Consider the following 16043-nt stretch of genomic DNA (forward strand, 5'->3'; position numbering starts at 1 on the left):
ATTAATATGATTAGTTTAAAAGGTTGTGGTTTAGGTTTAAGAAGTGATTTTTTATTAAACTTAGAGCATAGTAATTTCTCACCTGATTGGTGGGAGATTACTCCTGAAAACTGGATGCATATGCCAAGAGTTTATGAAAAAGCTTTTGAAAAAATAGTGTTTTCTAAGCCTACTGTTGCTCATGGTTTATCTTTATCTATTGGTTCAGCTGACAATTTAAATAGAAGTTTTGTAAAAAAAATGAAAGAGTTTTTAGATAGATATAATATAGAGTTTTATTCTGAACACCTTAGTTTCTCATCTTTTAATAAAAAGCAAACTTATGAACTTTTACCTTTACCTATGACAAAAAGAATGGTAAATATTATAAGTGATAGAATAAAAGAGGTTGAGGATATAATTCAAAGAAATCTAATTTTAGAAAATGCAACATACTATTTTGTTCCTTATGCAAAGATGCAAGAAGTTGATTTTATAAATGAAGTATTAGAAAAATCAGGTGCAAAACTGCTTTTGGATGTAAATAATGTATTTGTAAACTCTGTAAATCACTCTTTTAAAGCAAGAGAGTTTATAGACCAAATTGATAAGAGTAAAGTTGCATATATGCATATAGCAGGACACTACTTTGATGAAGAATCAAATCTTAAAATTGATTCTCATGGTATGCCAATTTGTAGTGGAGTTTGGAAACTTTTACAGTACACTTTAAATCAGGTAAATGCTCCTGTTATGATTGAAAGAGATAACAATATACCACCTTTACAAGAACTTGTAACTGAATATAATAAGATGAAAAAGATTTATAAAAGGTTTAATCATGCCTAATATAGAAGAAGATATTCAAAATGAGTTTATCAATATAGTGACAAAAAGAAACAAAGAAGAGTTTAAAGATGCATATAATGTATATCAAAAGTTAGTCTATTATAGATACGAAGAGGTTATAAAAAATACTTTCATAGAGTTTAAAAAGTATATATCTGCTAAAGAGTTAGAAGAGTCTATAAGAGTTTTTTTAAAAGAACCTTGTAGCACAGAGTTTGTTTGGAAAATAGCAAATGACTATAGAAAGTTTGTAAAAAAAAATAGACTATTTCATGATAGAAAATATCTTTATGACCTTTTATATTTTGATTGGATTGAACTTGAATTATCAATGCAAGAGTATGAATATGAACAGATAAAAGAGTTTCATTATGAGAATAGTTATAAACTCTCAAATAGTTGTAGATTAAAAAGATTTGATTATGATATTTTAAATGCAAATATAGAAAAAAAAGAGGAGAATTTTGCAATTATTTATTATGATTTTAAAGATGATGAGGTTAAATTTAGACAAATAAATCCTGTACTTTTTTATCTTTTGAAGAAAATTAATAAAACAAAAAATATTCAAAGTCACCTTTTAGAGCTTTGTTTTGAAAATGAGTTAGATTTTCAAGAAGCAAAAGAGGTTTTATATGAGCCTTTAAGTGAGTTAAATAGTAACGGAGTTTTTTTCTTTAAATAATATAAGTATCATTTATAAAACTTTAACATATAACATAGTTATTATAAATTATGGAAAATGAAACTTTATATTTAAAAATACTAAACAATCTTCCCCAAACAATAATATTAATTGTCAAAGATGATAAGATAATAAACTCTTATGGTGAAGTTTTTGATGAGATTAATAATACTAAATTAAGTGAACACTTTAGTAAAGTTACTTATAACAAATTGATGTTGCTAAAATTAAAAAAAATAGATAGCTTAATTATTTGTTGGAATAAAAAAGATTATGAAGTCTCTTGCCATGATGAAATTTATTATTTCAAAGACATTACTAAATATAGAAATATGCACTTACAGTTAAAGAAAAGTCTTAAAGACTTAAGATCTAAAAAAGAAGAACTACGAGCTGTTTTTGATTTAGCAGGAAATGGAATATCAATTTTAAATGAAAAGGGTACTTTCCTTTATGCAAATAAGTTTTTCCAAACAATGATGGAATATACAATGGAAGAGTTATACAATGAATCTTGTATCTCTTTATCTTCTCCTGAATATGCACAACCTAGTAAAACAGCAGTACAAAGAGCAATACAAGAAGGTATTGTTGAAAGATTTAGAAAAATATGTGTGACTAAATCGGGAAAACAAATTAATGCTAGTATGTCTTTAAGTTATATAAAAAGTACAAATGAAATAGTAATGATTACTTCGGATATAACAGAAGATATAAAATATCAAGATGATTTAAAAAGAAGAATAAATCATGAAGTTAAAAAAAGAACACAACAGTATGAAATAATGTGTCATCAATCAAGATTGGCTTCTATGGGTGAAATGATTGAAGCAATTGCTCATCAATGGCGACAACCTTTAAATAGTTTAGGTATTATTACTCAAGGCTTAAGACATTTATCAAATAGTGAAAATTTTGATTTTAATTTATTAAATGAGATTGAAAATGAAATGATTGAAAAAATAAATTTTATGTCTGAAACAATTGATGATTTTAGTAATTTTTTTAAAATCTCTAAAGAAAAGAAATATTTCAATATATTAAATAGTGTAAAAGATACAATTAAATTAGTAGATATACAGCTGAAAAATGAAAATATCACTCTTAATATAAATATTGAAGATGGGGTTAATTTAGAGTTTTATGGTTTAGAAAACGAGTTTAGACAAGCTTTATTAAATATAGTAGATAACTCTTTGGATGTACTTATAAGAAGAAAACAGCATGAAGGATTTATTAACATTGATTTTGTTCAAAATGGAAATTTTCTTGAGCTTAGTATTTCAGATAATGCTGGTGGAATTTCTGAAAAAAATTTACAAGAAATATTTAAACCTTACTTTACTACAAAAGAAGATGGGAACGGTATAGGATTGTATATGTCAAAAGTAATTATAGAAAAGAATATGAATGGAAGTTTATCGGCTAGAAATAATGAAAATGGGGCAGTATTTACTATCTCATTAAAATCAGAAGAGCAAAAATAATGGAAAAATTACATATTAAACTACAACCTTTAACCCTATTAATTGTAGAAGATGATGAAAGTACTTTAAAATGGCTAGAAAGAATACTTTTAATCTATTTTAAAGAAGTAAAAACTGCTAGTAATGCTATGGATGCCCTTGAGATATTTAATAATCAAAATATAGATGTAGTAATAGCTGATATTCAAATACCAGAAGTTGATGGCTTACATTTTTTGCAAAAAATTGCTATTGTTAATCCACATTGTATTCGAATAGTTATGACTGCTTTTAATAATCAAATCTATTTAAATAGAGCAATTGATGCAGAAGTAAATTTTTATTTTAAAAAACCAATTGATATTGATGAATTATTGGTTTCTATATCATTAAGTGTAAAAAACAAGCCTATGTTTTTAAATAAAGTAGAATTAAAAGAAAACTATACTTATGATTTTGTTCAAAAAGTAATAATCAATAAAAATACCAAAATAAATCTAACAAAAAAAGAGTCTTTACTTTTTGAGTTTTTATATGAAAACAAGAACTCTATTGTAAGTTTAGAACAAATTGAAAATGTAGTTTGGCAAGAACCAGCAACAAATGATGCTATTAGAATGGTAGTTTCAAGTCTTAGAAAAAAACTCTATAAAAACTCCATTGAAAATATAAAAGGGTTTGGATACAAACTTTCTTTAGAGTAAATCTTATACAAATCTTATAGTACTCTTATTCTTTTCTTCTATTCTTTTGTTAGACTCTCTTATATAAAGGAGTTTTAATGAAGAAAAGAATTCTTATTGTTGGTGGTGGTACAGCTGGTACTATGACAGCAAATAATTTAGCAAAAAAATTGATGTATGAAATTGATAAAGATGAAATTGAAATAACAATGATTTCAAACTCAAAATATCATTATTATAGACCTGGTGCTATGTATGTGGCTTTTCATAAAGCTTCTGGACAGGAGTTTGTAAGAGAACAAAGAACTCTTTTAATGCCTGAAATAAACTTTTTAGTAGATGAAGCTGTACAGATTGATACTAATGAAAATTTTGTAAAAGGTAAGAGTGGAACTATATATAAATATGATTTTGTAATTCTTGCAACAGGTTGTGAAGTAGCAGTTGATAGAATTCCTGGATTAAAAGAGGGTGGAGATTGGTTTTACTCTTATGATGGAGCAAAAAAATTAGCAAAAAAATTTGGGCAGTTAAAAAAAGGAAGAGTTTTAGTAACTGTAAACTTCCCTAAAACTCCAAATGTTCCCCATCAGTGTGGTATTGCTCCTATTGAAACTACAATTATGTTACATGACCATTTAAAAGAACAGGGATTAAGAGATGATATAGAGATTGTATATACTTATCCAAAAGTTGCACAAGCAGTTACAGATGGTCTTTTCTTACAAGGACCTACATCAAAAGTTTTACCTTCAATCTTTGATGGCATAGGTGTAAAGTATAAAACTAGTTTTACATTAAATAAAGTAGACCCTGATAAAAAAATTGCTTATTCTCAAGAGGGTGAAGAGATTGAGTTTGATATATTAATGTCAACTCCTCCATTTATTGCAACTAAGTTTATTAGAGAATCAGGCTTATCAAAAGCAGTAGATGATGAAGGATGGTTACCAACTGATAAAAAAACTCTTAAGGTTAAAGGCTATGATAATATTTATACTTTAGGGGATACTGTTGATTTACCAGTTTCTAAAGCAGGAGGTACTATTCATAATCAAACAGATGTAGTTGCAGATAATATTGCTTCTGAAATTAGATATGGGTACCCAACTGAAAGTTATGATGGAAAAGTTATTGCAATTGCTCAGATGGGGTTATCTTGTGGAATGCCACTTTGGTATGACTATAAAGAAGATGTAAAGCCAACACCTTGTAGTAAACTAGGTAGTTTTGTTAGAAAAGGTTTTAATATGGGTATTTATTGGGCAGCAGCTCGAGGAATGGTATAGGAGAGATTATGAGTGAAAAAGTAGAAGTTTTAAAAACTAAAGAGATGCAAGAACTTGAAGAAAAGTTTTCAATGCTAGTTCAAACAGGAAGAATTGATAATATTATTGATTTACTAGCGGTTTTATCAGATAATATTGAGATGACAACAGCTCCTATGGTTGATAAGATGGTAGGAACAGTAGATAATTTAGCAACTGCAGGATTTGTTACTCAAAATGCTGTTAGATATGCAAATAGAGAAATAAAGAAAAATGAAATACCTTCACTATTTGGCTTACTTAAGTTATTAAAAGATGAAGAGACACGAAAAGGTTTAGCTTTTATTCTTCATTTAACAAAAGGTATTGGTAAACAAGTATAACTACTAATATAAACTTTCTATTTTATAGGAAGTTTATATTTACTTAATAACTTATGAGTATAAAAGTATGCAAAAATCGCAGCACTATAAATCATGATAAGAACACCAACCCAAAGATAGATATAATCTAAAGCAAGCCAAATAACTATAACATAAGCAATAGCATATTTAGCAATTAGCTGACGATATAAACCTATGTATACAATCATCTTAGGTTTTTTTATTCCTTGTAGCGTTGAAACACAAATAAATAGTATTACATAAGCATAAAAAATCAATACTTCAACTACTAAATAATCATACCCAAAACCAATTACAATTGGGTCAGAATCAAACTGTGAAACAATAGTTTTCCCAAAAATATATAAAAAAATTATTCCAAATGTAGCAATTATAAAACCATATTTTAAAGCCTTATTTACTGTTTCTTGAACTCTATCAAATCTTTTAGCACCAAAGTTATTTGAAACTAGGGATAGTACAGCAGAACTAAGCCCAAGAGCGGGTAAAAGCATGATTTGTTCAACTCTAAAGCCTATTCCATATCCTGCAACAGCTTTTACTCCATAAAGTGATACAAAGTACATTAAAATAAGTGAACCAATAGACATAATAAGCATATTCATAGAAGAAGGGATACCTTGATTTATCATCTGTTTATAGACTTTTTTATGAGGAAAAAAGTAGCTTATTTTTTCAAAGTGTACAAGCTTTGTATCCATAACTTTTCTAAGAAGATAAAGGGCATTTAAAAGCTGTATTAAAACTGTTGAAAGGGCTATTCCTTTTATTCCCATTGCAGGAATAAATAAAAATCCATAAATAAACAAAGGATTTAAAACTAAGTTTGCAAAGAATCCAAAGATTAAAGTATTTCTATATGATTTTGTATCTCCTCTTGATACAAGTATTGCATTTAAAGCAAAGTTTGTCATAAAAAAGATTGTACCTGCAAGAATTATATTTATATAATCTAGTGCCATATCCATATAAGCTCCACTAGCACCTAAAAGTGTAAATAGGTATGGAGATATTAAAAAACCAACTAGAGTTAAAGCAAGAGCAATAAGCTGCATAAAGAAGATTCCTTTATGTGCATATAGTGAAGCTAAAAATCTTTTAGAACGACCACTTGCATTTCCAATAAGTGCTGTAATTGCTGATGAAAAACCATACCCAAGCCCAATAATTGTAAAAAATATCATAAATGAAAGTGAGAGTGCTGAAATTGCTTGAGTTGAAATAAGTCCTGCATAAAATGTATCTACAACATTATACATAGTATTAAAAAACATACCAGTACTTGCAGGAATGGCTATTTGTTTAAGTAAGGTTGGAATATCTTCTTTTATTAAATGTGAGTCTGTTTTCAAATGTTAACCTTAATTAAGTTATAAAATAGATATTAGCTAAAAAGTAAGTTTAAAAGATTAGAGTAGAAGATTAATCTTCTATTCTAATCATTGCAGGTTTTTGAGTTACTACTTTAGTATTCTCTAGTTCTTCAATTGCTTTTAAAATATCTTTTTCAACTGAAGAGTGAGTAGAAAGTAAAAGGTTTGATTTTTGATTACCTAATGGCTTTTGTAACATCTTTTCAATAGAGATGCCACATTCACCTAAAATAGAAGCAACTTTTGCTAAAACACCTGTTTTATCAGCAACTTCCAATCTTAAATAATATTTTGTTTTTATCTCTTTTTTATTTTGTAGTGAAAGTTTATTTCCATAACTTCTTTCAAAGCCAAGCATTGGAGAACCTTTCCCACGTCTTGCTATATCAACAATATTTGCAATAACAGCACTTGCCGTTGCATCACCACCTGCACCTGGCCCATAATACATTGTTTCACCAACTTTATCGCCAATTACTGAAATACCATTCATAACTCCATCAACTTTAGCAATCATTTGATTTTTTGGAACAAAAGCAGGATGTACTCTTAATTCAATATTATCATCTTCTCTTTTTGCAATACCTAATAGTTTAATAGAGTAGTTAAACTCTTTAGCAAACTCAATATCATAACTTGTGATATTTTCAATACCTTCAATTAAAATATCTTCAGGTTTTGCATCAATTCCATATGCAATAGAACCAAGTATTAAAAGTTTATGTGCAGCATCAAAACCACCTACATCAAAAGTTGGGTCTGCTTCTGCATAACCTAAATCTTGTGCTTCTTTTAAGATAGTTTCGTATTCAACACCTTCATCAATCATTTTTGTTAACATATAGTTGCATGTACCATTCATGATACCTTGAATTGATTGAATATTATTTGCAGTTAGTCCTTCTCTTAAAGCATTTATAATAGGAATTCCTCCTGCTACTGCTGCTTCATATTCAAAAGGAATATCTTTAGCTATCTCTTCAAGTTCATACCTATGATAAGCTAATAGTGCTTTATTTGCAGTAACTACTGCTTTGCCTTTTTCTAAAGCTTTTTTTACAACCTCATAAGGCTTTTCAACTCCACCCATAAGCTCAACAATAATATCAATTGAGTCATCATTTAAAACTTTTTCAATATCATCTGTTAACTCTATACTTACATCTCTTTTTTTATTTAAATTGTTCACAACTCCAATTGTTGGTACTAGTTCCCTTCCAGCTCTTGCAGTTATAATCTCTTTATTCTCTTTTAATATATTTGCTACACTTGAACCTACTGTTCCTACACCAATAATTGCTATTTTTAACATTTTATATCCTACTAATTATAAAGTTTTTAAATATTTTTTTATATTTTTTGCTGCTTGTCTAATTCTTTTTTCGTTTTCAATTAAAGCAATTCTTACATATCCATCACCATAACGACCAAATCCAATACCTGGACTTACTGCTACTTTTGCTTCTGTTAGAAGTTGTTTACTAAACTCCATACTTCCAAGATGTTGCGCTTTTTGTGGGATTTTTGCCCAAATAAACATAGAAGCATTTGGTACACTCATTTCCCAACCAGCATCTTTAAACGCTTCAACCATAACATCTCTTCTTTTTCTATATTTCTCAGTATGTTCTGCTACACACTCTTGAGGGCCATCAAGTGCAACAGTTGCTGCAACTTGAATAGGTGTAAACATTCCATAATCAAGCCAAGATTTAATTCTTTTAAGTGCTCCAATTAGTTTTTCATTTCCAACCATAAAACCAACTCTCCATCCTGCCATATTGTATGACTTAGAAAGAGTAAATGATTCAACAGCAACATCAATTGCACCTTTTGCTTGGAAAATAGATGGAGTTTTATATCCATCAAATGTAATATCTGCATAAGCAATATCTGAGATAATATAAAATCTCTCTTTTTTAGCTAAATCAACTAATCTTTGATAAAACTCTGGTCTAATTGTTGCACAAGATGGATTGTGTGGGAAATTAACCAATACATATTTTACTTTAGGGATTGATTCATTTAGTGTTTTTTGTAATCTTTCAAAAAATAGCTCTTCATCTACTTTGAAATCTTCGCCAAATGGCAATTCAAAGTTATGAATAGCAGCACCTGCTAGCATAAATGCATATGAGTGGATTGGATATGTTGGGTCTGGAACAACTGCAACATCTCCAACATTTACAATAGCTTGAATAAGATGAACATATCCTTCTTTACTTCCCATTGTTGCACAAGCATGTTTATTTGGGTCAAAGTAATCAACTCCATATTTTCTTTTGTACCAATTACAAATTGCAAGTCTTAGTTTATAAATTCCTGCACTTGCACTATATCCATGATTTTTAGGCTTATCTGAAGCCTCTTTTAGCTTGTCTGTAATATGCTTAGGCGCTGGTCCATCTGGGTTACCCATTGAAAAATCTATAATATCTTCGCCTCTTCTTCTAGCATCCATTTTTATTTCGTTTACTTCCGCAAATACATAGTTTGGAAGTCTTTTCATTCTTTCAAATTCAATTTCAGGAAACACTACTACTCCTTCGTTATAATACTTAGCCCACGCTTTATATTTATAAGCGTATATAGGTCATCTATTTTTATATATTTAGTGTCTTGTGGCACTTCAAGAACTAACTTTCCATGCACCTTATCCTCTTTTATAAGCTTTAAGATATTTAAATGCTTATCATAAAATACCACTTTAGGAAACCAGTTATTTAATATTTTTGATACAATTGTTACTCTGCTTACACTATCATTTAATTTTATCAAATAGGGCTTAAGAGGTTTTCTTAAATACTTTTTCTCATTTGCTGTTATTTGTATTGAGTTATTTAATGTTGAAAAAGTTGTATCAATACTGTATTCCCATTTATTATCTCCCTCTCTTTTTATATCAGCAACTCTACTATTTTGTTTGTAAAGTTCATTTGCTAAAATGAGAGGGTCGATGGCGGCTTCTGTTTTTAGTTTGATTTCCCAGTTTAAATTTTGTTCATCATATTTTAGTGTTTTTGTGAAGTAGTAATAAAAACCTAAAGATTTAAGTGTATCTTTTAATATTTTTAAAGATTTAATAGGGTCGTGATTTGTATTAAATTTAATATATATATCTTTTGGTCTATCTAAAGTGATTTTTAAAAGTCCATTCTCTTGAAGCTTTCTTATTACTTTGATATAGTCAATATTTTTCCCAATAAAGTAGCTCTGTTTATCTTTGAAAATATAGTTTATCAGGTTCTTGTGTTTTATATATTCAAACTCTCCAATAAGGTTTGAGATTTTATTATCAAGTACTGTTGATGCTTGTAGTGTTAAAGTTAAAAGAGTTAAGAAAAATATTTTTTTTATCATGTTCTACTTCTATTTTGTTAAATTATATATTAATATTCCTGCTGCAACAGATACATTTAAAGAGTCAAACTCATGTTGCATACCAATAGATACTTTCAAATCAAGTTTTTTTGCAACTTTTTTTGAAAGACCTTCACCTTCACTACCTAAAAATAGAGCAACTTTATCTGTCTTGTCTATTTTCCCATATTTTTTTAAATCTATTCCATCCATAGTCGCACCAATTAGTGCAAAACCACATTGTTTTAACTCATTTGCTAAATCAAGAGTGTTTGTATAAAGCCCAAAAGGAATATCTAGCATTGCTCCTGCACTTGTTCTAATAACTCCTGAGTTATTTAGTGATTTTACATTTGATGCAATAATTGCATCTACACCAAGTGAGTAAGCTGATCTAGCTATTGCTCCAATATTCCCTACATCTGTTAAGCCATCTAAAACTAAAATAAAGTTTTTCTCTTTTATTTCGCTTATTTGTGTATATTCAAACTCTTTTAATCTTAAAAAGAATCCTTGATGGTTCCCACCTTGTGCAAGACCTTGGGCTTTTTTATTGTCAATTCTAATAACTTTTTTCCCTAGTTTTAAAAACTTTGAGAATAGTTTTTTATCTATCTCTTTTGAGAATAGAACCTCTTCAATTAAGTGAGGATGCTTTTCAAGTACATATAGTACTATTTGTTTTCCATATATTATCATGGGCAAGATTTTATCTAAAAGTTCTTGATAAACCTCTTTAAAATAACCTTTTGGTAATGATGATTAAAGCAAAGATTGGATATTTTACCCATAAAAGAGATTCTTGTTAAAGTAGTCTCTTATAATTTAAGAAGGATTTTTTATGGATGGTAATCTTAGTAGTGAATATATTAAGGTTTTAGATACAAATGAGATGCAATTAAGTAATGAAAAGTTACAAACTCTATATTTCAATGAAAATGCCCCAAAATTAATAGTTGGTTTTATCTCTGCGAATATTAATTTTCATACAATTTCTGAACAAATAAAATCTAGTTTCCCCTCTTCTACAAAAGTTGTACTTACAACAACAGCTGGAGAACTTTGTACATTTAATCTAAATGAAAAAAGAGATAGTTTATACCATGAAACTAATTCAAATAGTAACAATATTATTTTACAAGCATTTAGTGAAGATGTTATACAAAATATTGAGATTTTAACAATACCTTTATTTAGTGAGGATATTGCAAATAGTACTATTAGTCCTACAACTAGAATTACAAAGATAAAAGATGAAATAAATAAGAATAAAATATCTTTTAAAATAAATCATGAAGACTGTTTTGCTTTAACTTTTATTGATGGTTTATCAAATAGTGAGAGCTTCTTTGCAGAAGCTGTTTATGATAGTAAGAAACTTCCATGCTTACTAATTGGTGGCTCTGCTGGTGGGAAATTGGATTTTAAAGATACTTTTATTTTTAATGATAAAACAGTTCTAAGACATAATGCAGTAGTTGTTTTAATAAAATTAAAGCCAACTATAAAGTATGGAGTTTTTAAATCACAAAGTTGTGAAGATATGAAAATCTCTTTTTTAGTAGCTCAATCTGATGTACAAAAAAGAACAGTTCAAAGTGTATTAAGTACGAAAACAAATCAAATTGTTAATATATTAGATGCACTAAGTCAATATTTTTCAACTCCAATTGAAAGTTTGCCAGAAATATTAAAAGATTATAGTTTTGCAATTAAACTTGATGATGAAATATATATTCGTTCAATTTCAAATGTAGATATTTCAAATAAACAATTGTCATTTTTTTGTGATGTCGCTTTTGGAGATATATTGTATTTAGTAAAAAATAAAGAGTTTACAAGTACGACTCAAAAAGATTATGAAAGATTTAAATATCAAAAAAAACAAAAACCAATAGCAGCACTATTTAATGATTGTATTTTAAGAAGATTATTAAATGAAGACAAGTTAAACTCTTTAAAAACATTTAATGATATTCCTATTGCAGGCTCTTCTACTTTTGGTGAGTTATTAGGATTGAATATCAATCAAACACTAACTGCTTTGTTTTTTTATAAGGTTGAAGAAAACGAAGAGTTTTATGATGATTATGTTGATAATTTTGTAAGTAAATATGCCTCTTTTTGCTTGTACTATAAAAAAAGAGAACTTTACCAATATCAGTTACTTTCAAGAGTAAGAACAGCACTTTTAGATAATTTAAAAGATGCCTTCCCTTTAATTCAAGATATGGTTACTATTATTAATTCTGTATATAAAAATACAAAAGAAGGAAATGAAGTAATAGATGATGTAATGAATAGATTTGAGAAATTTACACAAGAGATACAAAGTAATGTTACTACAAATAATAGTTTAGTTGATGATATGAAGAAGTTAACAGAAGATGCAAATGATATTAAAACTGTTTTATCTTCAATTTCTGAAATTGCAATTCAAACAAACTTACTTGCTTTAAATGCTGCTATTGAAGCTTCAAGAGCTGGAGAGTATGGATATGGTTTTAAAGTTGTTGCAGATGAAGTAAAAAAACTTGCAAGTAAAACTCAAACAAGTCTTACTCAAAGTAATAAATCAGTTGATATTGCTACAAAAAGTATTGGTGGCATATCTGTATCTATAAATGATGCAAGTGTAAAATTACATAATGTATCAGAAGATGTATTTAAAATAAGTGATTCTTTTAATGAAATTCAAAAAAATTCAAAGCAAACAAATGGTTTTATTGAAGAAAAGATGAGAAGTTTTGATAAATTGATAGAGAGTATTAATACAATTGAAGTAATTCAAGAAAATCTTGAGCAACTTGAAAAAAACGCATAGGTATAACTTTGGTTATATCTATTGCATAAGTTCTTGATAAATCTCTTTTGTTTTTCTTCCTGTAAGTTTAGAAAGAAGTTTTGCTTTTACTTTTGGAGCTAAATCTAAATCTTTTATATCCTCAATATTTAAAGCTTGACCTTCAAAAATAGTAGGCTCAATAACTATAACCCATTCACCTTTTATATTCATATTTTTAAACTCATCAAAAATTACTTTTGCACTATTTTTAAAGCTTTTTTGATGAAGTTTTGTTATCTCTTTTACTAAAAATATTGTTCTATTTTCATCTATGTTTTTTATCTCTTCAAGTAGTTTTAAAAGTCTATGTGGTGACTCATAAAGGATACCAAGTTTATCACTTTGCATAATTGCTTTTAAATTTGAAGCTCTATGACTTCCTTTATGTGCTAAAAAACCATGAAATGTAAAAGAAGTATGTGTAAAACCACTCATAGCATAGGCAGTAAGCACTGCATTTGCTCCTGGAATAACATCATATTCAATATTATTTTTAATACAAAAATCAACAAGCGTAGCACCTGGGTCACTAACACAAGGCATTCCTGCATCACTTACATAAACAACATTTTTAGTAAAAGTATCTTTATTTAAAGTCTTTAAAATTTGATTTTCATTATGTGAATGAAAAGATTGAAACTGTTTATTTTCAAAATCTAGGTTATATTTTTCTGATAGTAAATTTAGTAGCTTTTTAGTAACTCTTGTATCTTCACAAAAGATTAGTTCCGCTTCCATAAGGGCGTCTAGCGCTCTTTTAGAGATATCCTCCAAATTTCCTATGGGTGTGGGAACTAATTTTAACAAGACAAGGTCTTATTTATTTAAGTTATATTTAGCTTTGAACTTCTCTACTCTACCAGCAGCATCAACAATTTTTTGCTCTCCAGTAAAGAATGGGTGACAAGCTGAACAAATGTCAATTCTTAATGTTTCTACATTTGATTTTGTTTCAAATGTATTTCCACAAGCACAACTAACTGTACAAGCTTTGTAATCTGGGTGAATGTTCTTTTTCACTTTATCTTCCTTAAGGTTTCTAATGTCTACTAAAAGGTCAAATCTATATGTTGCCCTTTAATAAACTCTTTTAGGTGTGGGATTATAGCGAAAAGAACTTAAGAATATCTGAATTTAAGTTTTTTATAATATTTGAAGTTTTATTTTCTTGAAATTGTGATTTATTAAAACTATTTTGTCTTTTTGCTAATTTAGCAGTATTTATAGAGATTTTTTCTTCTAATTCCTCTTTTGTAAGTTTTCCATCAAGATATTCTAATGTTTCTATTATCCCTATTGAACTCATACAGTTTGGCTGTCTAGTATAAGTTTTTTCTAAAAATATAACTTCATCAATAAGTTTATCTTCAATCATCTGTTTTGTTCTTAAAGCTATTCTTTTTCTTAACTCTTCTCTTTCCCAAACTATTTCAAAAATCTGTAAATCTTTTATAATTGGCGTTTTTTTATTTTTTTCAAAAAATTGTGTTGGAGTCATACCACTTTGTGTATAAATACTATAAGCTTTTTCTATTCTATAAGTATCATTTGGCGCGATCTTTTGCATATACTCTTTATCTAAATCGTATAGAATCTCATATGCCTCTTCTTTAGGAATATCTAATTTATGTTTTGAATCAATTCCTGTTGAGATGCCTTCAACTAAAGTTTTAAGATAAAAACCTGTACCTCCTACAATAATAAGATTTTTACTGTTTTTTAAAGCAAAATCTTTTGCCCTTTCATAACAGTTTATAAATTGAATTACATCAAAAGTCTCATTTGCATAGACTTCATCTATTCCAAAATGAATAATATCTCCTCTTTCTTGAATAGTCGGTTTTGCAGAGGCTATATCTATTTGTTTGTAAACAGATAAAGAGTCTAAAGATAAAATTATTGAGTTAGTTTTTTTTGCAATATCCAATGCTAAGGCAGTTTTACCAGAAGCTGTTGAACCTATGATTGCTATTTGTTTCATCTTAGTTATATCTTTTTTTGTACTCTTCTAACTCTTTTTCAAGCTTAGTAATTTTTAAATCCTTTTGATGAATCTCATCTAATAATTCAGAAATTTGCTTGTTGTTTGAGCTTTGAATACTTGATTGGTTTTTTGTAGCACAAGCTGTAAATATAGTAATAATTAATATTAAAAATAGTGTTTGTATAAATCTCATCTAAATCCTTTATAAAATTGTAATCAAATACCAATAAAAAATAGTTGAAAAATCACTACATAAATTACTTTATATGTAATATTAGATAAAATCGATTCCATGGAAAAATTAACAAAACTATTAAATGATTTTAATGAACTAGTAATGTTCAAACACTCAATCTTTTCACTACCTTTTATATTTATTGCAATGGTAGTTGCTGCAAATGGTTGGTTTGGTTTCACTTTATGTATTTTAGGTATTTTAGCCGCTTTAACAGCAAGAAATTTTGCTATGGGCTTTAATAGGTATCTTGATAGGGATATAGATGCACTTAATCCAAGAACAGTAAATAGACCAAATGTAGATGGAAGAATATCTCCTTCACAAATGGCAGTTTTTGTAGCACTAAATGCAATAGGTTTTATAGTTGTTGCATATTTTGTGAATGATTTAGCTTTTTATATGTCGGTGCCTATTTTGATTGTTATTGGCTCATATTCATACTTTAAAAGATTCTCTTTTCTTGCACACTTGATATTAGGTGTATCTTTAGGGCTTGCTCCTATTGCAGGTGTTGTGGCAGTTAGTGAAACTATTCCTTTATGGGCAATACTACTAAGTATTGGAGTTATGTTTTGGGTTGCAGGGTTTGACTTATTGTATTCACTACAAGATATTGATGTGGATAAACAGTTAGGACTTCACTCAATTCCAAGTAGATTTGGTGCAAAAAATACTATGATGATTTCAAGGGTATTTCATCTTTTAACAGTACTTTTTTGGTTACTATTTGTAATAGTATCAAATAGCTCAACTTTTGCTTATATAGCAGTAATTATAAGTGCTTTAATGCTAAGTTATGAACACTATTTAGTAAATAAAGACTTTAAAAAGATTGATAAAGCATTTTTTACAGTAAATGGTTACTTAGGAATAGTATTTTTTGTACTTATTGTATTAGATAATTTATAA

General features: G+C 28.1%; 17 protein-coding genes. 8 read left to right on the forward strand and 9 right to left on the reverse strand.

The genetic code is table 11. The features are described from left to right. The first annotated feature begins 6 nt into the window (after nt 1-6). From CP960_RS10145 to CP960_RS10170, 6 genes are all read left to right on the forward strand, one after another. Nucleotides 7-828, forward strand: a complete 822-nt coding sequence (locus CP960_RS10145) for a DUF692 domain-containing protein (RefSeq protein WP_101185301.1) — start codon at nt 7-9, stop codon at nt 826-828. Beyond that, nucleotides 821-1513, forward strand: a complete 693-nt coding sequence (locus CP960_RS10150) for an HvfC family peptide modification chaperone (protein WP_101185302.1) — start codon at nt 821-823, stop codon at nt 1511-1513. Before CP960_RS10145 ends, CP960_RS10150 begins: the two co-directional genes overlap by 8 nt. 50 nt (nt 1514-1563) lie before the next feature. Further along, nucleotides 1564-3000, forward strand: a complete 1437-nt coding sequence (locus CP960_RS10155) for a PAS domain-containing sensor histidine kinase (protein ID WP_228152055.1) — start codon at nt 1564-1566, stop codon at nt 2998-3000. Further along, nucleotides 3000-3683, forward strand: coding sequence for a response regulator transcription factor (locus tag CP960_RS10160; RefSeq protein WP_101185304.1), 684 nt, complete (start codon nt 3000-3002; stop codon nt 3681-3683). The genes CP960_RS10155 and CP960_RS10160 overlap by 1 nt, the downstream gene beginning before the upstream one ends. A 77-nt stretch (nt 3684-3760) precedes the next feature. After that, the gene (locus CP960_RS10165; RefSeq protein ID WP_101185306.1) at nt 3761-4951 is read left to right on the forward strand and encodes an NAD(P)/FAD-dependent oxidoreductase; all 1191 of its coding nucleotides are present in this window, start codon (nt 3761-3763) and stop codon (nt 4949-4951) included. A gap of 8 nt (nt 4952-4959) precedes the next feature. Then, the gene (locus CP960_RS10170) at nt 4960-5313 is read left to right on the forward strand and encodes a DUF1641 domain-containing protein (RefSeq protein ID WP_101185307.1); all 354 of its coding nucleotides are present in this window, start codon (nt 4960-4962) and stop codon (nt 5311-5313) included. Nucleotides 5314-5330: 17 nt separating this feature from the next. On the opposite strand, the gene CP960_RS10175 is transcribed toward CP960_RS10170, so the two are convergent. From CP960_RS10175 to rlmB, 5 genes are all read right to left on the reverse strand, one after another. Next, nucleotides 5331-6686, reverse strand: a complete 1356-nt coding sequence (locus CP960_RS10175) for an MATE family efflux transporter (RefSeq protein ID WP_228152056.1) — start codon at nt 6684-6686, stop codon at nt 5331-5333. Nucleotides 6687-6756: 70 nt separating this feature from the next. Next, the gene (locus CP960_RS10180; protein ID WP_101185309.1) at nt 6757-8019 is read right to left on the reverse strand and encodes a homoserine dehydrogenase; all 1263 of its coding nucleotides are present in this window, start codon (nt 8017-8019) and stop codon (nt 6757-6759) included. 15 nt (nt 8020-8034) lie between these two features. Next, nucleotides 8035-9243 carry an LL-diaminopimelate aminotransferase gene (locus CP960_RS10185; protein ID WP_101185311.1) on the reverse strand — a complete coding sequence of 403 codons (1209 nt, stop codon included), beginning with the start codon at nt 9241-9243 and terminating at the stop codon, nt 8035-8037. A 2-nt stretch (nt 9244-9245) separates the two neighbouring features. Next, nucleotides 9246-10067 (reverse strand): hypothetical protein, encoded by an 822-nt coding sequence (locus CP960_RS10190; RefSeq protein ID WP_101185312.1) that lies wholly within the window; start codon nt 10065-10067, stop codon nt 9246-9248. Nucleotides 10068-10076: 9 nt separating this feature from the next. Further along, entirely contained in the window at nt 10077-10766 is a 690-nt protein-coding gene (gene rlmB, locus CP960_RS10195) for a 23S rRNA (guanosine(2251)-2'-O)-methyltransferase RlmB (protein ID WP_101185315.1), read from the reverse strand. Nucleotides 10767-10908: 142 nt separating this feature from the next. Between rlmB and CP960_RS10200 the strand changes: the two genes are divergently transcribed. Next, entirely contained in the window at nt 10909-12891 is a 1983-nt protein-coding gene (locus CP960_RS10200; protein ID WP_101185317.1) for a methyl-accepting chemotaxis protein, read from the forward strand. An 18-nt stretch (nt 12892-12909) separates the two neighbouring features. On the opposite strand, the gene rsmI is transcribed toward CP960_RS10200, so the two are convergent. From rsmI to CP960_RS10220, 4 genes are all read right to left on the reverse strand, one after another. Further along, entirely contained in the window at nt 12910-13719 is an 810-nt protein-coding gene (gene rsmI / locus CP960_RS10205) for a 16S rRNA (cytidine(1402)-2'-O)-methyltransferase (RefSeq protein WP_101185319.1), read from the reverse strand. Nucleotides 13720-13728: 9 nt separating this feature from the next. Beyond that, nucleotides 13729-13932, reverse strand: a complete 204-nt coding sequence (rpmE, locus tag CP960_RS10210; RefSeq protein ID WP_079580303.1) for a 50S ribosomal protein L31 — start codon at nt 13930-13932, stop codon at nt 13729-13731. 82 nt (nt 13933-14014) lie between these two features. Continuing rightward, nucleotides 14015-14893: a tRNA (adenosine(37)-N6)-dimethylallyltransferase MiaA gene (gene miaA / locus CP960_RS10215; RefSeq protein WP_101185321.1), complete on the reverse strand. Its 879-nt coding sequence runs from the start codon at nt 14891-14893 to the stop codon at nt 14015-14017. Nucleotide 14894: 1 nt separating this feature from the next. After that, complete coding sequence (locus CP960_RS10220; RefSeq protein WP_101185323.1) at nt 14895-15089, reverse strand: hypothetical protein; 195 nt, start codon at nt 15087-15089, stop codon at nt 14895-14897. 99 nt (nt 15090-15188) lie between these two features. Between CP960_RS10220 and mqnP the strand changes: the two genes are divergently transcribed. Next, nucleotides 15189-16043, forward strand: coding sequence for a menaquinone biosynthesis prenyltransferase MqnP (gene mqnP / locus CP960_RS10225; RefSeq protein ID WP_101185324.1), 855 nt, complete (start codon nt 15189-15191; stop codon nt 16041-16043).

It is taken from the genome of Malaciobacter halophilus (genome assembly GCF_002837275.1).
GTDB lineage: Bacteria > Campylobacterota > Campylobacteria > Campylobacterales > Arcobacteraceae > Malaciobacter > Malaciobacter halophilus.